The organism is Alloalcanivorax xenomutans (assembly GCF_900217905.1).
Classification (GTDB): Bacteria; Pseudomonadota; Gammaproteobacteria; order Pseudomonadales; family Alcanivoracaceae; genus Alloalcanivorax; species Alloalcanivorax xenomutans.
The window spans coordinates 26,439-50,189 of the sequence record NZ_OBMO01000027.1 but is presented as its reverse complement, the minus strand read 5'-3'; the positions used below and the strand labels follow the sequence as shown (position 1 = coordinate 50,189).

The 23,751-nt window shown below is 61.8% G+C and carries 27 protein-coding genes; 12 read left to right on the top strand and 15 right to left on the bottom strand.

What is annotated here, in order from left to right:
• Window positions 1–99: 99 nt before the first annotated feature.
• On the bottom strand, window positions 100–1,044 hold the full coding sequence (thpD, locus tag CRO06_RS18250) for an ectoine hydroxylase (protein ID WP_097059083.1): 945 nt from the start codon (window positions 1,042–1,044) through the stop codon (window positions 100–102).
• A 296-nt stretch (window positions 1,045–1,340) separates the two neighbouring features.
• Between thpD and CRO06_RS18245 the strand changes: the two genes are divergently transcribed.
• Together CRO06_RS18245 and CRO06_RS18240 are read left to right on the top strand one after the other, a co-directional pair.
• Window positions 1,341–2,093 (top strand): SDR family NAD(P)-dependent oxidoreductase, encoded by a 753-nt coding sequence (locus CRO06_RS18245; protein WP_022997257.1) that lies wholly within the window; start codon window positions 1,341–1,343, stop codon window positions 2,091–2,093.
• A gap of 1 nt (window position 2,094) precedes the next feature.
• A complete protein-coding gene (locus CRO06_RS18240; protein ID WP_097059082.1) occupies window positions 2,095–3,015 on the top strand; it encodes a LysR substrate-binding domain-containing protein in 921 nt (306 codons plus the stop codon).
• A 127-nt stretch (window positions 3,016–3,142) separates the two neighbouring features.
• Here CRO06_RS18240 and CRO06_RS18235 read toward each other — a convergent pair whose 3' ends face one another.
• The 4 genes from CRO06_RS18235 to CRO06_RS18220 all read right to left on the bottom strand — a co-directional run bounded on the left by CRO06_RS18235 (window position 3,143) and on the right by CRO06_RS18220 (window position 7,214).
• Entirely contained in the window at window positions 3,143–4,450 is a 1,308-nt protein-coding gene (locus CRO06_RS18235) for a TRAP transporter large permease (RefSeq protein ID WP_097059081.1), read from the bottom strand.
• 10 nt (window positions 4,451–4,460) lie between these two features.
• Window positions 4,461–5,018 carry a TRAP transporter small permease subunit gene (locus CRO06_RS18230; protein ID WP_097059080.1) on the bottom strand — a complete coding sequence of 186 codons (558 nt, stop codon included), beginning with the start codon at window positions 5,016–5,018 and terminating at the stop codon, window positions 4,461–4,463.
• Between the two features lie 91 nt (window positions 5,019–5,109).
• A complete protein-coding gene (gene dctP, locus CRO06_RS18225; RefSeq protein ID WP_063141254.1) occupies window positions 5,110–6,219 on the bottom strand; it encodes a TRAP transporter substrate-binding protein DctP in 1,110 nt (369 codons plus the stop codon).
• 125 nt (window positions 6,220–6,344) lie between these two features.
• Window positions 6,345–7,214 carry an HAD family hydrolase gene (locus CRO06_RS18220; protein WP_080531762.1) on the bottom strand — a complete coding sequence of 290 codons (870 nt, stop codon included), beginning with the start codon at window positions 7,212–7,214 and terminating at the stop codon, window positions 6,345–6,347.
• Window positions 7,215–7,403: 189 nt separating this feature from the next.
• On the opposite strand from CRO06_RS18220, the gene CRO06_RS18215 reads away from it, so the two are divergent.
• Genes CRO06_RS18215 through CRO06_RS18205 form a run of 3 tightly spaced genes read left to right on the top strand, consistent with a single transcriptional unit; the run spans window position 7,404 to window position 9,723 of the window.
• Complete coding sequence (locus CRO06_RS18215) at window positions 7,404–7,817, top strand: hypothetical protein (protein WP_097059079.1); 414 nt, start codon at window positions 7,404–7,406, stop codon at window positions 7,815–7,817.
• A gap of 6 nt (window positions 7,818–7,823) precedes the next feature.
• Window positions 7,824–9,122 carry a hypothetical protein gene (locus CRO06_RS18210; protein ID WP_097059078.1) on the top strand — a complete coding sequence of 433 codons (1,299 nt, stop codon included), beginning with the start codon at window positions 7,824–7,826 and terminating at the stop codon, window positions 9,120–9,122.
• The gene (locus tag CRO06_RS18205; RefSeq protein ID WP_026948744.1) at window positions 9,112–9,723 is read left to right on the top strand and encodes a hypothetical protein; all 612 of its coding nucleotides are present in this window, start codon (window positions 9,112–9,114) and stop codon (window positions 9,721–9,723) included. The genes CRO06_RS18210 and CRO06_RS18205 overlap by 11 nt, the downstream gene beginning before the upstream one ends.
• Before the next feature lie 7 nt (window positions 9,724–9,730).
• Here the strand turns inward: CRO06_RS18205 and soxR are convergent, their stop codons facing one another.
• A complete protein-coding gene (soxR, locus tag CRO06_RS18200) occupies window positions 9,731–10,192 on the bottom strand; it encodes a redox-sensitive transcriptional activator SoxR (protein ID WP_022997265.1) in 462 nt (153 codons plus the stop codon).
• Between the two features lie 131 nt (window positions 10,193–10,323).
• Between soxR and CRO06_RS18195 the strand changes: the two genes are divergently transcribed.
• Both CRO06_RS18195 and CRO06_RS18190 read left to right on the top strand, forming a co-directional pair.
• Window positions 10,324–11,283 carry an ABC transporter ATP-binding protein gene (locus CRO06_RS18195; RefSeq protein WP_022997266.1) on the top strand — a complete coding sequence of 320 codons (960 nt, stop codon included), beginning with the start codon at window positions 10,324–10,326 and terminating at the stop codon, window positions 11,281–11,283.
• Entirely contained in the window at window positions 11,280–12,041 is a 762-nt protein-coding gene (locus tag CRO06_RS18190; RefSeq protein WP_022997267.1) for an ABC transporter permease, read from the top strand. The genes CRO06_RS18195 and CRO06_RS18190 overlap by 4 nt, the downstream gene beginning before the upstream one ends.
• A 4-nt stretch (window positions 12,042–12,045) precedes the next feature.
• Here CRO06_RS18190 and CRO06_RS18185 read toward each other — a convergent pair whose 3' ends face one another.
• On the bottom strand, window positions 12,046–12,279 hold the full coding sequence (locus tag CRO06_RS18185; protein WP_097059077.1) for a hypothetical protein: 234 nt from the start codon (window positions 12,277–12,279) through the stop codon (window positions 12,046–12,048).
• An 88-nt stretch (window positions 12,280–12,367) separates the two neighbouring features.
• Here CRO06_RS18185 and CRO06_RS18180 point away from each other — a divergent pair, with 88 nt between their 5' ends.
• Window positions 12,368–12,709, top strand: coding sequence for a DUF3301 domain-containing protein (locus tag CRO06_RS18180; RefSeq protein WP_022997269.1), 342 nt, complete (start codon window positions 12,368–12,370; stop codon window positions 12,707–12,709).
• A gap of 160 nt (window positions 12,710–12,869) precedes the next feature.
• Here the strand turns inward: CRO06_RS18180 and CRO06_RS18175 are convergent, their stop codons facing one another.
• The 4 genes from CRO06_RS18175 to CRO06_RS18155 all read right to left on the bottom strand — a co-directional run bounded on the left by CRO06_RS18175 (window position 12,870) and on the right by CRO06_RS18155 (window position 17,226).
• Window positions 12,870–14,756 carry a hypothetical protein gene (locus CRO06_RS18175; RefSeq protein WP_233917639.1) on the bottom strand — a complete coding sequence of 629 codons (1,887 nt, stop codon included), beginning with the start codon at window positions 14,754–14,756 and terminating at the stop codon, window positions 12,870–12,872.
• A gap of 377 nt (window positions 14,757–15,133) precedes the next feature.
• On the bottom strand, window positions 15,134–15,751 hold the full coding sequence (locus CRO06_RS18165) for a glutathione S-transferase family protein (RefSeq protein ID WP_055100342.1): 618 nt from the start codon (window positions 15,749–15,751) through the stop codon (window positions 15,134–15,136).
• 52 nt (window positions 15,752–15,803) lie between these two features.
• Entirely contained in the window at window positions 15,804–16,613 is an 810-nt protein-coding gene (locus CRO06_RS18160; protein WP_026948747.1) for a mechanosensitive ion channel family protein, read from the bottom strand.
• Window positions 16,614–16,749: 136 nt separating this feature from the next.
• Complete coding sequence (locus CRO06_RS18155; protein WP_097059076.1) at window positions 16,750–17,226, bottom strand: peroxiredoxin; 477 nt, start codon at window positions 17,224–17,226, stop codon at window positions 16,750–16,752.
• Between the two features lie 266 nt (window positions 17,227–17,492).
• On the opposite strand from CRO06_RS18155, the gene CRO06_RS18150 reads away from it, so the two are divergent.
• Complete coding sequence (locus CRO06_RS18150; RefSeq protein ID WP_097059075.1) at window positions 17,493–18,212, top strand: SDR family NAD(P)-dependent oxidoreductase; 720 nt, start codon at window positions 17,493–17,495, stop codon at window positions 18,210–18,212.
• A 13-nt stretch (window positions 18,213–18,225) separates the two neighbouring features.
• Here CRO06_RS18150 and CRO06_RS18145 read toward each other — a convergent pair whose 3' ends face one another.
• The 3 genes from CRO06_RS18145 to CRO06_RS18135 form a co-directional block, all read right to left on the bottom strand.
• Window positions 18,226–20,292 (bottom strand): VIT and vWA domain-containing protein, encoded by a 2,067-nt coding sequence (locus CRO06_RS18145; protein ID WP_097059074.1) that lies wholly within the window; start codon window positions 20,290–20,292, stop codon window positions 18,226–18,228.
• Between the two features lie 280 nt (window positions 20,293–20,572).
• Window positions 20,573–21,103 (bottom strand): hypothetical protein, encoded by a 531-nt coding sequence (locus CRO06_RS18140; protein ID WP_097059073.1) that lies wholly within the window; start codon window positions 21,101–21,103, stop codon window positions 20,573–20,575.
• 30 nt (window positions 21,104–21,133) lie between these two features.
• A complete protein-coding gene (locus CRO06_RS18135) occupies window positions 21,134–21,619 on the bottom strand; it encodes a YajQ family cyclic di-GMP-binding protein (RefSeq protein WP_014996635.1) in 486 nt (161 codons plus the stop codon).
• Window positions 21,620–21,740: 121 nt separating this feature from the next.
• Here CRO06_RS18135 and CRO06_RS18130 point away from each other — a divergent pair, with 121 nt between their 5' ends.
• The 3 genes from CRO06_RS18130 (at window position 21,741) to trmY (ending at window position 23,007) form a co-directional block, all read left to right on the top strand.
• Complete coding sequence (locus CRO06_RS18130) at window positions 21,741–22,019, top strand: type II toxin-antitoxin system RelE/ParE family toxin (RefSeq protein WP_026948751.1); 279 nt, start codon at window positions 21,741–21,743, stop codon at window positions 22,017–22,019.
• Entirely contained in the window at window positions 22,019–22,312 is a 294-nt protein-coding gene (locus CRO06_RS18125) for a HigA family addiction module antitoxin (RefSeq protein ID WP_014996637.1), read from the top strand. Before CRO06_RS18130 ends, CRO06_RS18125 begins: the two co-directional genes overlap by 1 nt.
• Before the next feature lie 95 nt (window positions 22,313–22,407).
• Window positions 22,408–23,007 carry a tRNA (pseudouridine(54)-N(1))-methyltransferase TrmY gene (gene trmY, locus CRO06_RS18120; RefSeq protein WP_097059072.1) on the top strand — a complete coding sequence of 200 codons (600 nt, stop codon included), beginning with the start codon at window positions 22,408–22,410 and terminating at the stop codon, window positions 23,005–23,007.
• A gap of 18 nt (window positions 23,008–23,025) precedes the next feature.
• Here trmY and tmpT read toward each other — a convergent pair whose 3' ends face one another.
• Window positions 23,026–23,691, bottom strand: coding sequence for a thiopurine S-methyltransferase (gene tmpT, locus CRO06_RS18115; RefSeq protein WP_026948753.1), 666 nt, complete (start codon window positions 23,689–23,691; stop codon window positions 23,026–23,028).
• Window positions 23,692–23,751: the final 60 nt, after the last annotated feature.

The following is a 23,751-nucleotide window of genomic DNA, read 5'->3' as shown; positions in this document are numbered from 1 at the left end:
CAGCTCTGCAAGCGAATCCTTTAGGCCGTGAAACACCATTCGCTTGCAGGGCAAGCTCCTACAGTGGCCTTGTGGCTACCTCTGCGTTTGGGTCCGGCATCAGAGGTCCGGCGTCCACTCCCGGTCCGGGTCGTGGGCCAGGAATTCCGGGCGCCGGCGGCGCGCGGCGAACGGTGCCTGGCAGCGGTTATCGCGGCGGTTATAGACGAAAAACACATTACTGCGCGGGTCCGGCGACATATTGGCGTTGGAGCCGTGCAGCGTGTTGCAGTCGAACAGCAGCAGACCACCGGCGGCACCGGTGGGCGCCTCGATACCGTGCCGCCGGATCAACTCCGCCAGGATCGCCTCGCCGGGAACACCGATCTCCTGCCGTTGCAATGACTGTTCATGATGATTTTCCGGAGTCTCACCGAGACAGGGCACGAACACTTTGTGCGACCCCGGGATCAGCATCAGAGGGCCGTTGAAAGTGTGATTGTCGGTGAGCACGATGGAAGCGCTGACCGCGTGCATGGCCGGCATGCCATCCTCCGCGTGCCAGGTCTCGAAGTCCGAATGCCAGTTGAACCCCTTGCCCTTGAAGCCGGGTTTGTAGTTGATCCGGGACTGATGCACATAGGGTTCACCGCCCAGAATCTGGCGGGCCCGGCCGATCAAACGCGGGTCCTCCGCCAGTTGGCGGAAACGCCGGGACAGGAAGTGCACCGCGAACAGAGAACGGATTTCACGGCTGTCCGGCTCCGTGATGGTGAAAGGGCGCCCTCGAAATGACGGCGTATTCATCAGCGATGACATTTCCCGCCGCAGCGCCGCGACCTCGCCGGCATTGAGAAAGCCGGGTTCGAACAGAAAGCCCTGACGTTCAAACCGCTCCAGTTGATCCGCGGACAGCGGGCCCTGTCCGGCGTCGCCTTTGACCACTGCCTCACGGCGTTGCAGCCAGGGAAGGTCCGGAGTCCGCGCAAGGCGGGTGGGATAGGGGTCGTTTCCAGACCGGAAAGACCTGGGATAAGACTGACGTGATAGCGTCGGTGCTGACATCAAATCACCTCCGAGATTTGCGATCAGTTCCAGCGCGGCGGCACGATCCGCCTGTTGCCTGGGTGTTCAATAACCTTTTCAGTGACTGAGAAAATCCACGAACGGAACCTTCAGTGGTGAGGGATGATGGTGGCCACAAGAAAAATTTCAAGAGCCTTGCCGCACACCCGCGCCACGGAAGCCACGCCGATTCATACCAACCTGCCGGTATTGCCACGGGGCTGTCCTGACGTCCCTTTCGGCGTACAGTAACCCCTCGATCGGCCCGGTTTGGCCGGCATCAAAGGGAGAGACAGATGGGATTCGATTTCAACGACACGCGCGTGGTGGTGGCCGGCGGCAGCCGTGGCATCGGCCGCGCCATCGCCCTGGCGTTCGCGGCGGCCGGCGCCCGGGTCTCGGTCTGCGCCCGTGGCGCCGAGACGCTGGACGCCTTGCGCCAGGACGCCGCCGCCAAGGGGTGGGAACTGCATGTAGCCACCTGCGACCTGGGTGATAAGACCGCTATCGACGGCTATATCCGTGATGCGGCACAAGCCCTCGGCGGGCTCGACGTACTGGTCAACTGCGCTTCGGCCTTCGGACGCGGTGATGACGAAAGCGGCTGGGGCATGAGCATGAACGTGGATCTGATGGGCACGGTGCGCGCCTGTCACGCTAGCCTGCCGTATCTGCGGGAATCTTCCCGGGCGTCGATCATCAACCTGACCTCCATCGCCCAATTCCACCCCTCCGTTCGCACCGCCCCCTATGCCGCGGTAAAGGCGGCGGTGAGTCACTACACCAGCAGCCTGGCGTTGCGGCTGGCCGGCGACGGGATCCGCGTCAACGCGGTGGCACCAGGGTCAGTGGAATTTCCCGGCGGTGTCTGGGACGACGCCCGCCGCGATAATCCAACGCTGTATCAAAATATCCTGGCCGGCATCCCGTTCGGCCGCTTTGGCGCGCCGGATGACATCGCCGAACCGGTGCTGTTCCTGGCTTCCCCGCAGGCGCGCTGGATCACCGGCCAGACGCTGGCGGTGGACGGCGGCCAGTTGCTCAGCTGAGATGGCCAACTCCACGCAGCGGCTGTTCTTCGACCTGGTGGACCTGCGCCTGTTCATCAATATCGCCGAAGCCAACAGCCTGACCCGTGGCGCCGAACGCTCCTGCCTGTCCCTGGCGGCGGCGAGCATGCGCATCAAGAATCTGGAAGATGCCATCGGTACCCGTCTGCTCAACCGCGCCAGCCAGGGCGTGACACTCACCCCCGCCGGTCAGGCCATGTTGCGCAACGCCTTGCGCATTCTGCAGCAAAGCGAACGCCTGCTCGGCGATCTGGCGGAGTACGGCCAGGGAGTCAAAGGCCGGGTGCGCCTGTTTGCCAACACCACTGCCATGACCGAGTTCCTGCCCGCCGCGCTGGGCCGGTTCCTGTCCGACCATCCGCGGGTGGATATGGATCTGCGCGAGCGGCTCAGCCACGACATCGTCAAGGCGGTCCAGGACGGCGCCACCGACATTGGCATCGTCGCCGGCTCGGTGTCCACCGAAGGCCTGCAAGCCCTTCCCTATCACGGCGACCGGCTGGTGCTGGCCACCGCCCTGAACCATCCCCTGGCCAGTCGTGCGCGGCTGGCGTTCAAGGAGGCGCTGGGCCACGACTTCGTGTCCCTGCACTCCGGCAGCGCCATCCACACCTTCATGGCCCAGGTGGCTAGTGAGCTGGGCCTGGATACCCAGATCCGTGTCCAGGTTTCCAGTTTTGACGCGCTGTGCCGCATGGTGGAAGCGAATGCCGGCATCGGTCTGCTGCCCCGCTCCGCGGCGCGCCGGCTGGCCCAGTCCATGGATATCCATGTCATCGAGCTGTCCGACGCCTGGGCCGAACGGGAGATGAAAATCTGTGTGCGGGAACTGGAAGCGCTACCAACCTTCGCCCGGGAGTTGGTGGATTATCTGTTGGCGACGCCAGGGCCGGCCAGTTGACGCCCAGCGTTCCTGTTTGTGTTTGCCACCGGCCTTCGTCTGCAAGGCAGACTCCCACAGCGGCTTCGTCGGCGCTTTTTGTAGGAGCCTGCCCCGCAGGCGAATATCATCATCCCAGCTTTGTCCCTTAGCTCACCAGGTTCGGCAACCATAGCGCCAGTTGCGGGAAGCTGCTCAGCAATAGCAGCAACAGCGCTTCACACAGCAGGAACCAGAGCAGGCCCTTGAACACGGTGCCCAAAGCCACCTGGTCACCCACCACGCTCTTCACCACGTAGACGTTCATGCCTACCGGCGGCGTCAGCAGTCCGACCTCGATCAGCTTCACCACCAGCACGCCGATCCAGATCAGATCCATGTTCAGGGCATGGAATACTGGCAAGAACACCGGCAGGGTCAGCAGCATCACCCCCAGCGGATCGAGGAACATACCCAGTACCAGGTAAACCAGCACCAGTGCCAGCAAGGCCCAGGCCACGGTCATATCCATGGACGTCACCAGCTCCACCAATCCGGTGGAAAGGCCGGCCATGGCCAGGAAGCGGGTCAGCATGACCGCGCCAATGGCAATGAAGAAAATCGATGCGGTGGTACGCAGAGCTTCCGCCAGCGACGCGCAAAAGGCACGCCAGGGCAAACGCCGTTGCAGCAGCGCAATGGCCAGTGTCATGGCGGCTCCGAGAGCCCCGGCTTCGGTGGGGCTGGCGACACCGCCGTAGATACTGCCGAGCACGCCCAGCACCAACAACGGCAATGGCCATACCGCGCGCAGACTGGCCATGCGTTCCGCCCAGCTCACCTGCTCATGCCGTTGCGGCGCCAACTTCGGATTGAGCCAGCAGCGGATCACGATCATGGAGGCGAAAAAAACGGCGGTGAGCAGACCGGGAATCACTCCGGCGAGGAACAGCTTGCTGATCGATTGCTCGGTGTACCAGCCATAGATGATGAACAGGATCGAGGGCGGAATCAGCGCCCCAAGGGTACCGGACGCGGCCACGGTGCCGGTGGCGAGCCCTCGGTCATAGCCATAGCGGAGCATCTCCGGAATCGCCAGTCTCCCCATGGAGGCGGTGGTGGCCATGGAGGAGCCGGATACCGCGGCGAAACCGGCGGAGCCGAAGTTGGTCGCCAGGGCGAGCCCGCCGGGCACCCGCATCAGCCAGAGCCGGGCGGCGTCGTAAAGCAGCCGGGTCAGGCCGGAATGGTAAGCGAACGCCCCCATCAGCAGAAACATGGGCACCGCCGACAGGGTCCAGCTGGCGCCGAATTCATAGGGCATGGCACGCAGCATGCCCAGCGCCGGATCGACCCCCCTCAGGGCAACGATTCCCCCCAGGGATACCACGCCCAGGGACACCGCAATGGGCACACGCAAAGCCATGAGCAGCAGCAGAATGCCGACGCCGCTCAGGCCGATCATCATATCGGTCATGACAAATTCCTCAGGCCACGGTGTCGTCTTGGTCCCACGCGGAGAACGGATTGATCGGCTCCAGTGAGCGTTGACCGGCAACGAGCATGATCAGGTCATCCACCGCGTGCAGCAGGAACAGTGCCGCCATCAGCAGACCGCCAGCGGGTACCAGCCAACGGGCCGGCCACACCACGATCTCGCCAACACCGGCGGTCCAGGTTTCACCGATCAGGGTCATATCCCAGGCTTCCAGCGCCCCCATCCAGATCAGGACGCCGACGTAAACCAACGCCACCACGTTACCGAGCAGATCGAGCCCGGCTAGCGGGCGCTCGCCCATATGCCGGGTAAACAGCTCCACGGTGATGTGATCACGGGTATAGGTCAGCAGCCCCAGGGGCAGGAAAATCAACGCCACCATGTAATAGTTGGCGACCAGTTCCAGGGTGCCATCGATCGGGTGGTTGGCGAGCCAGCGCAACAACACATCCAGCGTCACCTGGCCCATCATCACCAGCATGGCGCAGGCGGCGATCAGGGCGAACCCCTGCACCAACCGCATCAGCAGACGGTCGAGAGCCTTCATTGTATTTCCTTAAAAAAGAGGCTTGAAAGGGCGTTTTGAAAAGGGAGGACACGGCGGCCACCGGTGAAGGCGCCGCCCGTCGCTCTATCGGCTACAGCTTGGAGAAAATTTCGTCTTGCAGTGCCTGCTGATAGGCATCGTAGTCACCGTCCAGGTCGGCGACGAGTTTTTCCCATTTGCTCAGAGTGTCCAGGAACCCCTGGAGAAAAGCGGCCGGGTCATCACCGCCAACCCCACGCTCCTTGGCCAGCGCCAGCACCCGCCGGAATTCGCTATCGACATGATCGGCCAGCTTCTTGCTCTCGGTTTCGGAAGGCTTGGCGAATACCACGCCGGCGGCTTCGCCTTCGGAACGCGCCTTGGCGGAATCATCTTCGTAGCCTTCGGTGACGTCGCGAACCAGTTTCGCCAACTGGGACGAGATCACCGCGCGCTCGTCATCAGAAAGTTTTTTCCAGGTTTTGTCGTTCACTTCCAGGACGGTGGCGCCGTAATAGGAACCGAACGGCATATCACTGACCCACTTCACCACTTCCTTCAGATTGAGCGTGTGCATGTAGGCCAGCGGGCCGACGTTGCAGTCCGCCTGTCCACGCTGCAGCGCCTGATAGATGTCCTCGGTGGGGACCGCGACGATGGTGGCGCCGAATTGCTCCACCCAGTTCACCAATGGCGTGCTGGTGGCACGCACCCGCTTGCCGGCCAGATCTTCCAGGCCGTCGAGCTGTTGCCGACATTCAAAGTGGTACGGAGCGGAACCATAGTACGCCAGCGGGCGGGCGTTGTGCTTGAGGTGTTCGTCCATGCACTCGGGGCATTTCAACAGGTAATACTCGTTGGCGGCGGCCGCGGCGACACGGGCGTCGCTTACCGCCAGCATCAGCGAGGCAATGGTATCGGTGGCCGGAATCTGGCTGGTGACCCAGGCCGGGACCACCAGGCCGGAGTCGACGATACCACGCTGAATAGTGGACAGCGTCGCCGGCCCCTTGGCCATCACGCCACCGGAATAGACGGTCAGCTTGACCTCACCGCCGGAAGCCTCCTCCACGGCTTTGGCGAAAGGCTCAATGCCCTTGGCCACGGTGGTGTGGTTGCTGGGAAACGGAGAGGAGTAAGACAAATTGGCGGCGCTGGCGATACCACTGAACAGCGTCAGACAGAAGGCGGCCAAACCGGCCGTACGGGCAGTCAGAGTCATAGTGTACTTCTCCTGGGGCCCAAGCACGCATCCACAGCCCCAATCACTGAATTGTTGTTGTCATCACCGGGCCGTGCCGTCGGGCCGGCTCTATCACACTGCCCGCCCGGGCCAATGGAGACAATTCAGTTTTCCCTAAGTCTGCCTTCAGGAGGAGTGAAGGCCGCTTCCGCCGCCCGCTGGACCCGTTTGCCGTTGGCCACCATGTCACGCACCAGCCGCACCAGCTCCCCGAAACGGGTCACCACCGCATCCGGGCGGTGGGGGTGGCGTGGCGAACCGGGGAAGATCTTGTCCAGCCAGGACTGCGACCACTGGGCGCCGTTGTAGAACACGGCGGTGACGCCGGCTTCCTTGCCCGCGATCACGTCGGTGGTGCTGTCGCCCAGATACCAGCAGGTGGGGCCGGGCTCCTGCCCAAGCCGTCGTAGGGCTTCGAGAATCATATCCGGGGCGGGCTTGCGGTGGGCCACGTCGTCACCGCAGACGATCACGTCGAACAGCTCGATCCAGGCCCCCTCCTCCAACCGGCTCAATTCGTGCTCCAGATAGTCCCTTTTACGGTTGCTGATGATGCCCATGGGGATGCCCAGTTCCCGCAGCCGGCGCAGTTGCGAGGTGGTATCCCCCTCCAACGCATGAACATCGTCCACGTACTTCTTGTAGCAGTCGTCGAAAGCCGCGTGGATGCGGGCCTTGGCGTCCTGATCCGAACCGAACAGGACTTCGAAGATATCGGTGCGCGAGATTTTGCGCTGGGCGGTGATTTTCGGATGCAGTCGATGGTGGTCACGGACGTACTTGACCAAACGGGCGTCTTCCAGCGTCTTGGACTGCTCAGTGGTCAACAGCCGGTCACGCAGGCCCAGTGCTTCCAGACGGGGGAGCACATCGTCGATGGCGTGATACATGGCGTCATGGGTATCCACCAGGGTGGCGTGCCAATCCATCAGTAGCGCCGTGGGCACCGCCTGGGGAAGCTGCAGAATACTCATGGTCCCTCCAACATCCGTTCTCACGCAATGTAAGGTACTCGACATCGCCATGCAGCATAGCATGCTCTTTTTACCTTTCCGGGACAGCAGCGGGTGGCCAGTGCGACCATCATTCAATACCATTCGCCTCGCCGCCCTGAAGCCTGCTCAAGGGCTCTTATTCACCGGGGCTGAGGGAGAGGAGCCCGCATGCGCATCACCCCCATCTGGTCCCGCATCACCGCCCTGCTGTGTCTGGTCGTGGCCGCCATCCTGGCGGGACTGGCCTGGACCACCGCCAGGACCGCCTCCCCGCTTTTCCTGGACCGCTATGCCCAGGCCGGCGTTGATCTCTTTTTTGCCGCCGTTCTCCTGGTCCTGGCGCTGACGCTGCTATGGCGCCGCCGTCTGCTCGGCCTGCTGTTGGTACTGGGCGGGGCTGCCCTGCTGATGCTCGCCGCCTCGCCGATAAGACTGGTACAGCTGGACTGGAGCGGCGAAGGGATCACCGTATCGCTCCGCTCTCTGCCGGAACTGGCGGGTGAAGGCTGGCGGCGTCAGTCCATGACCACCGAGCTGGTGAACTTCAATGAGCCTGCTCCCGGCCCCACGGCCTGTATTTAAGAGCGGGTGGAAGCCCGGGGCCTGTTTCGTTTCCAGCAGCGTTATCGCTGGCGCACGCCCGAGGCCCTGACCGAGTCGCGCACCGGCGGAATCGAGGAATGTCTGCGCTTCCGCCATCAATTGATGGCGCAATTGGACGGGCTGGAAGGCGCTCTGGTGAGGGGCGATGCCGACGGGGCCAGGGCCTTGCTTGATCAACACCACGCCGAGAAAGGCCGGCTCGCGCTGCAACTGACCGATGTGGGCGAGCCACTGCGCGGGGCGTTGGCGAAACTGCTGCACACCGATCCGGCCTCCCCGGCCCCGCTCACCTTGGCGGACATCGCTCTGGTGCTCGGCAGCCGGCCACACGTCCAAGCTTGGCTGCAGCCCGGCGACGCCCAATGGTATCAACGCTATGCCCTGTTCAAACTGGGCCTGACCGACCTTGTACCGGTGGAGACACCACGTGAAGACACCGGTTTTGGCTGGCGCGGGGAAGATCCGATGTCCGTCTCCCACCTGCGCGAGACCGGCGGCTACCGGGCATTCGACTACACCGCGGCCAATCTCCACTGCGACGCGGACTACGCGGGTTTTCTCAAGAAGCAAGGGCTCGCGGTGCCAGCGGACAGCGCCGTGCTGCAGTTGTTTCTATCCCGGCTCTGGGCGACGACACCAAAAGGCGCCACCGATGTGTCCCGGCGCATTATCAGTGTCAATCTGCCCAATTTGCCCAGCCAGGCGGAAGACCCTCGGGATTGCGTGGCGCTGGCCCGCTTCTACACCGATCCGGAACCTTCTGAGCACGTAATTACCCTGCTGCGCCGGGCCACCGGTGCCGGAGTTTTCAACCACCAGCAAAGAATGCTGGGCGCCGAGATGGACAAGCTGCCCCGGGAAGAACGTTTCAAACGACAGAGCAAGGCCGTTCGGAAGGTCTATGAGCAGTTCGAGTTCAGTGAGAAGACCCTGCCCCTGCCGCCGATCGTGCCCATGTTCACCGCCATATTGGCGCCAAGGCGGGACACCAACGCCCTGTGTCAGGCACTGTACGTGATGCCCTGGATGGTGAGCCACGACAGCGCTCTGGAGACGCTCTACGACCTGGCCCGGCAGTGGCGCGGCGAACCGATCCGCCTGGACATGGCCGGTCCGCCGGAGGAAATCTGCTCGTTGGGCCTGATGCTGCCGCCTGGCGGCTTCGAGCGTCAAACCCGGGAGCGAAACCGGTTCCTGGCGCAGGCGAAGCTGCCCTGTAAGGTGGTGCTGCCCGAGGGCACCTACATTCACAGCGAACGACTGGAGTGCCGCCATGAGCAATGAGCGTGCCGTCGAATCGCCTCTCTATCGTCCGGCACCGGGGTTGATGCTCGCCATTGTGGCGACTTTGGGCTGGGCCGCCGTGACCCTGCTGTCGCTGTTGCTGGATTGGGACTATCTGGCCCCGGGCTACCGGACCATAGGTGATGACATCAGCGCCGCCGGCGCTCAGATCTGGGGTCTGCCCTGGCTACTGGCGCTGCTGACGGCGGCCTCCACCCTCGTCACCGCGCTTTTGTTTATTCGCCAATTGCGCGGACGGCGGCCCGGGCTGATGTTCACCATCACGGCGGCCCTGGCCTTTTCCGCGCTGCTGTTACTGCTGGCACCGCCGGGCGCGGACTTCCAGGTGCGCTACTACCATGGCCCCGGGGACCGCACCATGGTTCTGTTCACCGGCCACCGCACACCGCTGTTCCGCTACAGCGAGAGCCATGAGGAGAGCACGCTGTATGGGGAAGGCTACAAAGACAGCCGCCACTTTGTCTGTCTGACCGATCGTACCTGGAAGGTCGGCGTGATCCGGGTCAGCCGGAGTCTGTTCCCGATTCTCGACAAGGAGAACCAGCAGCGTATTCTGGAGAGCCAATGCCGGGAACGGTGAGCCCGGTTCAGTCCGGGTCCACCAGACGGGCACCGCTGCCTTCTTCCGCCAGTTCGTCCATGGGGTTACGCAACGGACAGGCGGACAGGGAAAGACAGCCGCAGCCGATGCAACCACTGAGTTGATCCCGCAGCAGGGTCAGCCGCTCGATGCGCTTGTCCAGATCCTCGCGCCATTGGGCCGACAGGCGCCCCCAGTCCTTGGCATTGGGGGTACGCTCCTCCGGCAGGGTGGCCAGCGCCTGGGCGATTTCCGCCAGCGGAATGCCGGTTCGCTGGGCAATCTTGATGACCGCCAGCCGCCGCAGCACGTCACGGGTATAGCGCCGCTGATTGCCACTGCTGCGGCGGCTCTGGATCAACCCCTTGGCTTCATAAAAATGAATGGCGGACACCGCAAGGCCGGTGCGTTCGGCCACCTGGCCCACGGTGAGCGCCTTGCCCACATTATCGGCATTGAGCCTTTCCATGATTCACCTTTGACCTTAACAATGCTTGAGGTTGTAGCTTTTTCTTTCTGAATTCGCAATACCGTGGTGGTATCGTCGATTTACTTCGAGCCGCTTCGACCAGAAACAAAGCCTCATCACAAGGAGCCTCCGTGGATACGGTTATCTCGGTCAGAAATCTCAACAAGACCTACGACTCGGGTTTCCAGGCGCTGAAACAACTCGACCTGGACATCCATAAAGGGGAAATCTTCGCCCTGCTTGGCCCCAACGGCGCCGGCAAGACCACCCTGATCAGCATCATCTGCGGCATCGTCCGCCCCACCGCCGGCACCGTGCTGGCTGGCGGTTTCGACATCCAGCAGCACTACCGGGCGGCGCGCGGAAAGATTGGCCTGGTGCCACAGGAACTGACCACCGACGCCTTCGAAACGGTGTGGGCAACGGTGACCTTCAGCCGCGGCTTGTTTGGCAAGCCACGTAATCCGGCTCACATTGAACGGATACTGAAAGACCTGTCCCTGTGGGACAAACGCAATGACAAGATCATGGCGTTGTCCGGCGGTATGAAGCGGCGCGTGATGATCGCCAAGGCACTGTCCCATGAACCGGAGATCCTGTTCCTGGATGAACCCACCGCCGGCGTCGACGTGGAGCTGCGCCGGGATATGTGGCAACTGGTGGAACAACTGCGCGAGCGCGGCGTCACCATCATTCTGACCACCCACTACATTCAGGAAGCCGAGGAACTGGCCGACCGTATCGGCGTGATCAACCATGGCAAGCTGGTACTGGTGGACGAAAAGAACGCGCTGATGCAGAAACTGGGCAAGCGCGAACTGCATGTGCAGCTGGTGACGCCGCTGACGCGGATCCCCGAAGCCCTGTCGGCCCTGCCGTTGACGCTGTCCGAGGACGGCTTGGAGATCACCTTCACCTTCGACGCCCGCGACGAGCAAAGTGGCATCGCGCCGTTATTGCGTCAACTTGAGGACAACGGCATCGAATTCCGCGATCTGCGTACCCGGGAAAGCTCTCTGGAGGACATCTTCGTGCACCTGGTCCATGAGTCGCGCCATGATGAAACCACACCCGGGAGGGAGTCCGCATGAATTTCCACGCCATTCGCGCCATCTATCTGTTCGAGATGGCCCGCACCTGGCGCACGCTGCTGCAAAGCATCGCCTCGCCGGTGATTTCCACCTCGCTGTATTTCGTGGTGTTCGGTTCCGCCATTGGCTCCCGCATGGTGGAGATCGACGGTATCAGCTACGGCGCTTTCATTATTCCCGGCCTGATCATGCTGATGCTGCTCAACGAAAGCATTTCCAACGCCTCCTTCGGCATCTACATGCCGCGTTTCTCGGGCACCATCTATGAAGTACTGTCGGCGCCGGTGTCCTACGTGGAAATCGTCACCGGTTACGTCGGCGCCGCCGCCAGCAAGTCAATCATTCTCGGCCTGCTGATCCTCGCCACCGCGCGGCTGTTCGTGGACTTCCACATCGCCCACCCGGTGTGGATGGTGACGTTTCTGGTACTCACCGCGGTGACCTTCAGTCTGTTCGGCTTCATCATCGGGGTGTGGGCGGACGGCTTCGAGAAGCTGCAGATCATTCCGATGATGATCGTCACGCCACTGACTTTTCTCGGCGGCACTTTCTATTCAGTGAACATGCTGCCGCCGGTGTGGCAAACGATAACGCTGTTTAATCCCGTGGTGTATCTGATCAGCGGGTTCCGTTGGAGTTTTTATGGCGTCGCCGACGTCAATGTCGGTATCAGCCTGGGCATGACCGTGTTGTTCATGGTGCTGTGCGTGGGGGGGATCCACTGGATCTTCAAAACCGGCTACCGGCTGAAGAATTAACCGGTCAGCGGCGGTTCGAGCTGCCCGGGCGGTCCTTATCATCATCGTCACCCAACAACTCGTCCAGATCTTCCTGACTGAGGTAGTCCAGGTCCCAATGGCTGGTGTACCGTTCCTTCAGACGGTGACGGCCGCGATGTAGATCCTCCGGCTCGTCACCGGCATGGGCGGCGCCGGAGTCTTCCTCCGGCGGCGCTGACGGGGGGCGGTGGAACCAGCGTTTCAACCAGGCCAGCATGAGCACCTCACTTGGCTTCCCGGAAGCCATTGACTGCGCTTTTACCCGGAGTGAATACCGGGGTAATCACCAAACTGACGGACATAGCATGAATCTGCAACTCACGGACCTGCTTTTGCTCAGCGCCTTGTGTATCGCCGCGGCCCTGTTCTGGCGCGCCCAGAAGATTCGCGAAAGCGCCCTGCTGGCCACACGCCGGTATTGCCAGAGAGAAGACGTGATGTTGCTGGACGAAACCGTGGCGCTGCGCCGTGTGCGGGTACGCCGCGATCCGGGCCGAGGGCTTTGCCTGCTGCGCTGCTACAGCTTCGAGTTCACCGTCACCGGTGGCGAACGTTACCAGGGCGAGACCCGCATGCTGGGGCCAAGGGTGCTCAGCATCACCCTGCCGCCGCATCGCTTCAGTCCGGAAGATCAGCGCCTGCACTAGAGAGCGGCTGTGGGAGCTTCGTAGTCCCTTCCGTGGGAATCTTGCCGTTCCATAATGGCGGGACAACACCGCGATGTGCCTTGCCTCGTTGCCCCAAAAGAAAACGCCCCGGGAATCGCTTCCCGGGGCGTTTTTTGCTTCGTTGCGAATCGACTGGGTATCAGGTCCAGCCGAACAGCAGGTCCAGCAGGCTGCTCAGCAGGTCACCCAGAACAGGAACGTCCTGCAGGGCGTCCTCAATCGGGCTCAACAGCTGCTTCAGCAGGCTCTCATCGTTACCGGTCAGGGTTTCCAGCAGACCGGCCAGCGGATCACCCAGGGCCGGGATTTGCTCCAGCAGGTCACCCACGGTCGGAACCAGGGCACCGCCGTCACCGACAGGGCCGTCGAGGACACCACCAAGCAGGCCGTCCAGATCCAGGTCACCGCCCAGCGCGCCGCCCAGCAGGCCGGTCAGCAGATCGCCCAGCACCGGAATATTCTCCAGCAAGGACAGATCAGGCTCGAAACCGCCGTCACCGCCAGGCAGACCACCACCCAAAGTACCCAGTATCTGGTTCAACAGATCACCCAGTACCGGGATCTGATCCAGAGCGCCGGTGAGCATATCCAGCGGGTTGCCGTCACCACCACCCAAGCCACCGTCGGCCAGGCCGAGCAAGGTGGCCAGAAGGGGATCGAGTACGTCACCCAGCACCGGAATCTCACCCAGCAGACCGGTCAGACCGGACAGCTGGTCGCCGGCACCGGCCAGGCAAGACAGCGGATTACCGGATTCGCAGGTCAGCGCGCCCAGTACTTGCTCCAGCACGTCGCCCAGCACCGGTACTTGATCCAGCAGGCCGGTCACGGCTTCCAGATCGCCACCGCTCAGACCACCCAGCAGACCTTCCAGATCCAGCGGCAGGCCGCCGTCACCACCGATATCGCCGTTGAGGATACCGCCAATGATATCACCCAGAACCGGAATCTCGCCGGTCAGATCACCCAGCATGCCCAGGTTTTCCAGCAGGCTGGTGAGCGGATCGGAGCCGTCGCCCGGAAGCGGCAGGCCGCCTTCCAGCAGACCGCCCAGCAGATCGCCCAGAACCGGAATGCCGCCAACGGCATCGGCGATCGGGCCCAGGCCTTCGCCGATATCCAGTAGACAAGTCAGTTGGTTCTCGCCATCTTCACAGTTGCCACCCAGGCCAACCACGGTGGTTACCGCGCCCAGCACTTCGGTAAGACACGCTTGCGGGTTGAACTCGGACGCATTGGTGGCCACCGGGCACAACGCCATGGAAACGGTGTTCACGGTGCCCAGCAGCAGTTCGCCACTGGCCAGGTTGTTGGCCACGCCGGTCAGGCAGGTCTGCGGGTTCATCATGTCTTCGCAGCCCAGCAGGCCGACCACGCCCTGGATGGTATCCGGAGTGGACTGCAGCACCTCGACCAGACAGGTCACCGGGTTGCCGTCCGCGTCCTGGGAGTTAGCCGGACACAGTGCCTGGGTCACCGGGCTGGTACCGTCCAGCAAGCCAGTGATGGTGTTCTTCAGGTAAGTGCCGCTTTCCAATACACAGGCTTGCAGGAAGTCTGGATTGGTGGCGCTACCCAGCAGACCGGACTCGGTGTCCGCTACCGCGTTGGCACACAACAGGCCCAGCAAGTTGTCGTTGCTCAGGGAAATGTTTTCAAGCGCTTCATTCTGACAAGTCAGAACATCAATCGCATCGCCCAGATTGGAGTCGATCAGAGCACCAGGACAAACAGAAGCGGTGAAATGGTTGTTGCTATCGATCAGCGTCAACAACTCCGCTTCTTCTTCAGGAGTCGGCTCGTCGGGATCGTCGGGGTTATCAGGGTTGTCGGGATCATCCGGATCATCGGGATTGTCCGGGTTATCAGGGTCATCCGGATTGTCCGGGTTATCGGGGTTGTCCGGGTTATTCGGGGTTCCCGGGTTGTTCGGATCGTTCGGCGTACCGCCGCCACCACCACCGCCACTGCCACCACAGGCGGCCAGGGCGACCACCATCAAGCACAGTAGCAGGCCTCTTGCCATGGACGTAATCATCGCTTCCACCCTCATTGAGTAACCATTGTTCGAAAAATTCAGGTCATCCAGTGACCAGGGTTGAGCTCCCCGTCCCCCTGAAAACCGATGAACCTCGAATGAACGAATGTACAAAGGGTGGCTATGAAAAAATGTAGAATGTGATTTACGTCATGTTAACGGCGCGTGCTCAGGTAACTCCGCGGTTTCCGTTGTCAGCGGCTGTAACCGAATTGTGACTTTTATCTCATCTATCAGGAGAACCGCGTAACAGGATTGAGCAAAAAACAACAAGATTGGCGCGCCCTGACCGGCGCGCCGAACCTGTTTCTGTTCCAGCAAGGATCGCTTGTCAGCCAGAGCGGGCCGACAGGACAGGAAGGGAATCAGGTGATCTCTATCATCACCCGGTGTCGATAAGCGGGGCGCTCGGCCAGACGGTGATACCAGGCTTCCAGATGAGGCAGATCCGGGCGCTGGTCATCCAGCTCAAACCACGGATAGCTCAGGCAGCCCAGCGGGATATCGCCCATGCCAAAGTCATCACCGGACAGGTAGGGCTGGCTGGCCAGAGCCTGGTCCGCCACCGCCAGTTGCTCGCGTAAAAACCGCAGTCCCCGTTCCATGGCCGCCGAATCGCGAGTCTCCGCGGTTCGGCGTACCCGGTTGATGAACCAGTCCTTGTAGGCACCCACCAGGGTGGTGGAAGCCCAATCCATCCATTTGTCCGCGCCGGCCCGGCGTTTCGGATCCGAGGCGTACACCCGGCCGGCGCCGTACTGAGCGCCGAGATAACGAACGATGGCATTGGATTCCCACAACACCAGGTCGCCATCCTGCAGGCAGGGAATCAGGCCGTTCGGATTCATTTCCCGATATACCGGCTCATCCAGCCCGCCGTAACGGCCACCAAGCGGCTGATGCTCCACATCCAGCCCCAGCTCATCGGCGCACCACAGCACCTTTTTCACGTTGGTGGAATCCTTGCGGCCCCACACTTTCATCGCTCTTCTCCGGTTCCGGGCCGGCGCCGTCAGGCAACCGGCCACTCAACGATCAGCCATCCACCTTGTTCAGGTGCACATCCATTTGCGGGAAGGGGATGTTAATGCCCGCTTCATCGAAGCGGCGTTTTACCTTCTCAGTGATATCCCAAAGCACACCCCAGTAGTCCGCGTTCTTCACCCAGGGACGGCAAAGAAAATTCACCGAGCTGTCCGCCAGTTCGCCGACCACGATGGTCGGCGCCGGATCCTTGAGGCAGCGCTCGTCTTCCGCGATCACTTCCTGCAGGATCTGCTTCACCTTGCTCAGATCCGAGTCATAGCCAACCCCGAACACCATGTCCACCCGGCGGGTGGGCATTTCCGAGTAGTTGACGATATTGCCGGCAATGATCGGACCGTTGGGCACCGTCACCACTTTGTTGTCCGGCGTGTTGAGGATGGTGGCGAAAATCCGGACTTCCTTCACGGTACCGGAGGTGCCGGCCACTTCCACATAGTGCCCGACACGGAAAGGCCGGAACATGATCAACATGACGCCGGCGGCAAAGTTGCCCAGGGAATCCTTCAGTGCCAGACCCACCGCCAGACCGGCGGCACCGACAATGGCCACCAGGGAGGTGGTCTCGACACCCAGTTGATCCAGCGCGGCGATCACCACGAAGACAAACAGCAGGATGTGGATGATGTTACCCAGGAAATTGGCCACCGTCGGGTCCAGGCGCTTGTTCAGCAGCCCTTTGCACCAGTTGGAGATACGCTTGGCCACCCAGATACCAATGACGAAGACCACCACCGCCATGGCGAAACTCCAGGCGTATGGCATCAGGTTCTCATTGATGAATGTTTCGATCTGTTCCATGTACCCACCTCTTTTCCTGAAAGCCCAAAATTATGCCGCATCCTTAGTGGCATCCCCATTCGTGGACCGCCTTCGGGCTGGTGTTTTTACACAATATTCATGGTTCGCCGGCACCGCGCGATGCCAGCGAACACTATCAACCCAGTTGAGCCAGCACGGTTTCCGCGCTGCTTTTGTCCACGCCTTTGGCGTCCACGCCCAGATACTTCACCACGCCATCCTCGGCGATCAGGGCGAAACGCTGACTGCGGATACCGAGCCCGGCACCGCTGGCGTCCAATTCCAGCCCCAGGGCACGGGTGAACTCAGCGTTGCCGTCCGCCAGCATGGTAATGTGTTCGGCGTTCTGGTCCTGCTGCCAGGCGCCCATGACAAAAGCGTCGTTCACCGCCATGCAGGCGATGGCGTCCACTTTCTCCAGTAACGCATCAGCGTTCACCACGAAACCCGGCATGTGGGTCACGGAACAGCCGGGGGTAAAAGCGCCGGGAACGGCGAACAAAACCACCTTGCGGCCTTTGAAGAAATCACCGGTGGGCAAGTCTTCCGGTCCTTTGGCGCCATTGGTTTTGATGGTGACGTCGGGCAGTTTATCGCCAACGGATATAGTCATGATCAGGTCCCGCTTGGTTGTCGTTGAAGCCAGGGCGCGCTCCGCGCCAGGAAATCCGCATCAATGTAGCATGCCATCAGGGCATTCTCCCAACACACCCCAAGTCCACCACCCAGCGGCACCGACGACATCGGCCCGGCCATTCACATCCTCCTCACGATCATCGGCAAGCCCCACCAACGGCCGGTCCTTGCCACACTTGACCTAAAGCGGAGTTGAGGTTTTACCCTGCGGCACCGAGAAAATTGGCTATCAGGAGCAATGCGATGCGAATCATGATCATAGGCGCGAGCCAGGGGCTGGGCAGGGCACTCATCGATGGGCTGGGGAATACCGGCGATACACTGATAGGCGTCTCACGAACCGTGCCCGATCCGCTGCCTCGGCGCGACGATGTGATTGTCGACTGGGTCCCGGCGGATGCCGGCCAACCCGCGCAGGCCGCCCGCCATCTGGCGAAAGCCGTGCAAAAGGAAGGCCTCGACGTGCTGATCTACAATCTGGGCCTGTGGGAAAACCGTGCCTTTGAGGAGGATTACCGTTTCCTCGACGATCCGGACGATGACATCCAGCATCTGGTGGCGGTCAACATCACCGCCACTCTCCTGGTGATCAAAGCGCTGTTGCCGGCTTTATTGCAAGCCACCGCGCCACGGATTCTGCTCACCGGTTCCACTTCAGGGTTACCCGGCAGCGGCCGCCCCGAAGTAACCTTCGGTGCTTCCAAGTTCGCCCTGCGTGGTATGGCCGAAGCGCTGCGCGAGGGCTTCCGTGGGCAAGGCCTCGCGGTCAGCTGCCTGCAATTGGGACACCTCAACACCGATGATCCGTTAACCACGCCTTGTGAACAGGCCGCGCAGCGGGGCGATGGTACGCTGATTCCGCTGCACGACGTGGTAAGCATGGTGCGTTCCCTGCTGGCGCTGTCTCCCGCCTCTTACGTCAGGGAACTGGTGTTACCTGCTATCGCGGATCCTCGCTTCTAGAAAGCCGATGGGATCAGCGGCGCTGCCGCCACCATCCACCCAGCAGCAGAATCAGGAACGGCAACCAGGCCAGCGGTCCGAACGCACCGCCACCGCCGCCGCCCGTGGAAGGGCGATGCCCCTTGAACATCGGCTGCGAACCATCAACCCGATTGGAAACCGGCGTCACCTGCTCGCGCTGAGCCTTGGCCAGACGTTCGATATCGCGGCGTTTGGCGTTATCGCGGTCGATGCCGTACTGCTGGAACATCTCCTCCCGCAGCACCACCATGGAGGTGTGGTTGGTGACCAGGCCGTACTCCAGACCGAGATCGATGATGCCGTTACGAAGGTCCGCGTTGTCACCGAAATTATTCAGCTCCCGCTGCATCCCCTCGATGGTGGCATAGGCCCACAGCCGCTCCAGCTCCGGGTTGTCGCCTCCGCTGGCGGGGAATTCGAAGCGGGTTCTGTAGCGGCGTTTCTCGCCGCCGACCTCGGCGGTAAGCGTCACCTCCGCCGGGCCCTGGCCCCAATAGTGCCCCATCAGCACCATCTGGCGGCCCCGGTATACGGTGCCCAGACGTTCGGGAGTCACATCGGCGGTTTTCACGCCGTCGATCTCCACTTTCACATTGTTCATGGCCTGGTGGGTGACCTTGCTGGTGGCCAGCAGAATCTGCCCGACAATGTCATCGCTGTTGGAGACGTTTACCGCGAAGCCCTTGCTGGCGTCGGTGAGCGCGGTCAGCATCGGCCGGTTGGCGCTGTTGCCCATGACGAAGGTGAACAAGCGGATGTCATGGGTCTCGAGCAGTTCGAGGAATTTCTTCTGATCGGTGACACCGACGTTGGCGACGCCATCGGTCACCAGCACGATGCCGGTGGGCCGGTCCGCGTCCAGAGGCCGCAGCGCCAATTTCAGACCATCGAACAGATTGGTGCCGCCCTGGGGGCCCAGGGCCTGAACCCGCTTCACGTAATGACGCACGTTCTCCGGGTTCACCACCACATAGCCATTGGTCAGCTCGCTGGCATGGTCATCAAACAGAACGATACGGAAACGGTCACCGGGGCGCAGTTTACCCAACGCCTGGCTGACTCCTTCGGCCAGCGTCGCCAGCTTGCCCTGCATGGACCCGGAGATATCCAACACGAATACCCAGTCGCTGCCGGTGGTGATCGGCTGCAGATCGTCCCCCGGGGTCAGGCTCAGCATGAAGGTCCCGCGGGAGGCGCCGGCGGCACGATAAGCCACGAGGTCCACACTGCCCGGCAGATCCGCCGCATGCCGCCAGTACACCACCACATCCTGGTCAAGCCGGAAGGCCGCCGCCGGCGACGCCGGGTCCTCGCCTTCACCAGCGGGCACCGCGCCCTCTTCCGTCTCTTCGGTGGCCCCGGCACGGCTGTCCAGCGTCACTTGCCATTGTTGTGGTCCCAGCTGTTTGACCCGGGCCTGCGGGTGCTTGGGCAGACGCACCGCCTCCACCGGATAGCCGGTGCGCAGGTTCATGGTGAAGGTGAAGTGCTGCTCCACTTTGTCGTTGGCGGTCCAGAACGACAGGCGCTCTTCATCCACACCGCCCTCTTCCAGAGGATAGACATAACGGCCGATGCCGGTATCGACAAAAGCCGGTTGCAGATACACCAGCCGCACCCGGGTGTCCTGGCCCGCCCGTACCGGGCTGACGAAGACATCGAAGGTGCGGTAATCGTCCTTTTCCATCAGACCGGCGTCCCGGCCCGCGGCTTTCTCCTGCTCGTAGACCTCGCGGGCTTTTTGTTTCTCCAGCACCTCGCCGGTGACCGGTTTGCCGTCGATCCACACCGTGAACTCCGCCACCGCCGCCTGGCGCGGTACCGGGAAGCTGTACCAGGCCTCGAAATCGCGGTCGTGGGGGTTGTGGAACACTTGTTCCACCTCGGTGACCGCGTAACCGTCCTCCACATCCACGGTGACATGCTGCTCGCGGATGCTCAGCGGCGGCTCACTGCCGTCCGCCGGGGTCATCAACCCGGCCGCCGCCGCGATCTTCGTTCCTATCACCAAGGCCAGTCCCAGCAACCAATGTCCGAAGGTTCGTCCTGTGAGTGTCATTGTCATTCCCCTTATTTGAACGTTGTTTAATTTAGGCACAGGACGACCGATTTATTAAACGGTGTTCATTAACAAGATGTTTCGGACAGTGTTCAATTGAGGGATGACGCCGAGCAGGCGCCGCCTTCCAAGCCCCTATGGCGGCGGCCCTGCTGGCGAATGATGTCTGACGCTGGGACAACCTTCGCCTGCAAGGCAGGCTCCCACAGGTGGCTACGAAGCGGCCGTGGGAGCTGCCCTGGCGGCGAATCGGCGTGCGCGGCGCACTAGTGTGATGTGTTCAGGAAGGGCGGCGCAGCTCGGCCGCCACGTTATCGATCAGAGCGGCGAAATCCGGTTTGGCCACCAGCGCCAGGATCAGGCTGAAGATACCGTTGATCAGGGCCAGCACGACGTCAGCGTGGGCCAGACTGAGCACGATCGCCAGCACCGACACCAGGTCCATCACGCCCAGGAACGAGAAGGCTCCCGCTTGCGCCTTCAGCATCGCCAGCTCCTGGCCCTCGGCGCTTTTCGCCCGAGGATCCTTCAGCAGCCGCGCGGCCACCGTTTCCGGGGCCAGCAGCACCTTCCGCAAGGGCCGCGCCACCACCAGCATCAGTCCCATGGCACCCACCGCCACCATGCGGGCGGTATCCACCGGCGCCAGTTGCGCCAGCGGCTGGAAGTGCCCGTAGATCACCAGCAACGCGATGGCGATGCCCACCAGCAGCGGCGCCGCCAGCACCGCGAACCACACCAGCGTCAACCGCCGGGCCAGCGCCCTTGTTTGATCCGATACGGTTTGATCCGACCTGGTTTGATTCGACATGGCACTTCGCTCCGCTATCAAGGGCGCCGGTCAGTCGCGGAAATTGTTGAACTGCAGCGGCAGTTCCAGCTTGGATTCCTTGAGCATGGCGATCACTTGCTGCAGGTCATCCCGCTTCTTGCCGTTGACCCGCACCTGATCCCCCTGGATCGATGCCTGCACCTTGATCTTGCTGTCCTTGATCATCTTGACGATCTTCTTGGCGGTGGGCTGGTCGATGCCCTGCTTGAAAGCCAGGGTCAGGGAGAAAGTCTTGCCGCTGTGCACCGGCTTGTCTTCCCGGTCGGCGCCGGCGGCGCTCAGATTCTGTTTTACACAGGCCTTGGCGAACAGCTCCTCGAGCTGGCGAACCTGGAATTCCGATTCGGTCTTCAGCGTCACCGACAGCCCGTTCTGTTCGATACTGGCTTCCACGCCACGGAAATCAAAGCGGCTGGCCAGCTCCCGGTTGGCGTTATCCACGGCGTGGCGCAGCGCCACTTCATCGGTTTCGGAAACGATGTCGAAGGACGGCATGGTTCTTTCCTTGCTTCAGTTGATTCCGGCCAGGACGGCCCCGCGGGGGGATTATACGGGGTTTGCCTGAGGAGCGAAGCACCCTTGTTGCGCAACACGCAACATCTTATAATCCATCACCATGATCAAATCATTCCGCCACAAAGGACTGCAGCGGTTTTTCACCACCGGCTCCACCGCCGGTGTTCAAACCACTCATGCCAAGCGTCTGAGGATGCAACTGGCCGCCCTGGATACCGCAACGGTCATTGAGGATATGGATATTCCGGGCTTCTCCTTGCACCCCTTGAAAGGAAAAGCAAAGGGGCGCTGGTCCATCCGGGTAAGCGGAAACTGGCGTCTGACCTTTGAATTCAAGGACGGCAACGCCTATGTGTTGAACTACGAGGATTATCACTGATGAACATGCACCATCCCCCACACCCCGGTGAGTTCATCCGAGAGGTTTACCTGGAACCTCACGGTTTAAGTGTGCGTGCGCTGGCGGCAAAGCTGGATATCTCTCCCTCCTCGCTCAGTCGTGTCCTTAACGGGGCCAGCGGCGTGAGCCCGGAAATGGCTTTGCGCCTATCAAAAGCCCTGGGGCGAACTCCGGAAAGCTGGCTGGCCTTGCAGGACCTTTACGACCTCTGGCAGGCACGGCAACGGATCAATCTGGACAAGGTCCAGGCCATCGATTTCAAGGTTGCCTGAACCACCGGAACCCTTCTCCGCCGCAAGCGCGTTGCATTGCCGCGCCCGGCACAATCGCCGACACTAGCCGCCCCAATCACCATGAAGCAACGATCATGAGAACCTTCGTTCTGCGCGCCCGAGCCGCCCCCACCGACAGTCGCCGCCTGCGCGAAGGCGTGGGACAGGCCGCCCATACCGAGATTCTGGCGCATAGTCTGATGAACGCCCTGTTCGTTGCTCAGTCCCACCGCGACGATGTCACCGTCTACCTGGTACTGGAAAGCACTCAGGACTATTCACGCACCGTGGCTTTCGTCGCCGACGATATCCGTGATCTCGGCGGCTTCCACGAGCAGGCGTTGCTGGACAGGATCGCCAGTGCCCTGGATGTGTCCCAGGGCATGGGCAAGGAACAAACCCGGACGGTGGCACCGGGTATTACCGTGAGTACGCTGAGTTTCGAGAAGCTGGTTCAGGACCTGGCCAACGACTACCAGCTTTATGTCATGGACAAGAAAGGCGAACCGATCCAGGACGTGGATTTCCCCGACAACCCCTGTTTCCTGCTCACCGACCACATTCCCATGCCGAAAAAGAGCTTCAACAGCCTCAAACGGCTGGGGGCCGAGAAAATCAGCCTGGGTCCGAAAATGCTGTTCGCCTCCCAATGCGTGGTGCTGATTCACAACGCCCTGGATATTCAGGGCGTGTGAAGCACATCCCCTCTCCGCTCAAACGGACAGCGGAATCAGCTTCCACGCCACCTGTACAAAGGCGGTCACGCCGGCGGCCTTGAAATGGTCCTGCTTCTCGATGACGTCCTGACGAGACAGTTCGCACAGGGCATAGCGCGCCTGATCCTGATAGAGGCGCCGCACTTCCCCGGCGAACACCGGGAACGGCGGGCCAGCCATTTCCGCCGGGTCGTATTCAAAGCTGATCAGCAATTGCGGCGCATCGCCGGACAGCTCGCAAACATGGGGCGCATAGCGGGCACGCATGGCCTCGGGCAGGGCCACCAGAGCGGCCCGGTCATAGACCAGATCCACCGGGCCCAATTGCTCGGCGGTGAGTTCGAACAGATCGCCCTGGAACACCGTCAGATCCCCGTGGTGCCAACGGCGTCCGCCGGCCCAGTCGTCCACCTGGGGTTCCACTTCCCGTTCCTCGAACAGCTGGCGCACCGCCAGCTCGCTCAGCTCGGCGCCCACCACCCGGTGGCCTTGTTCCAGCAGCCAGCCCATGTCCAGCGTCTTGCCACACAGCGGCAGGAAAACCCGGGATCCGGCCGGCAAGTCAAAGGCCGGCAGGTTACGTTTGAGTACCGGGTTCACGAACGGCAGGTGAAACCCCAGCTCTTGTTTGTGCCACTTTTCTTCCCAGAAATGAGATTCCATGGGGGCTCCTGATCATGGGTTCCGTTGTCGTGGACCGCTCTCCATATTGTGCCCGGGGAC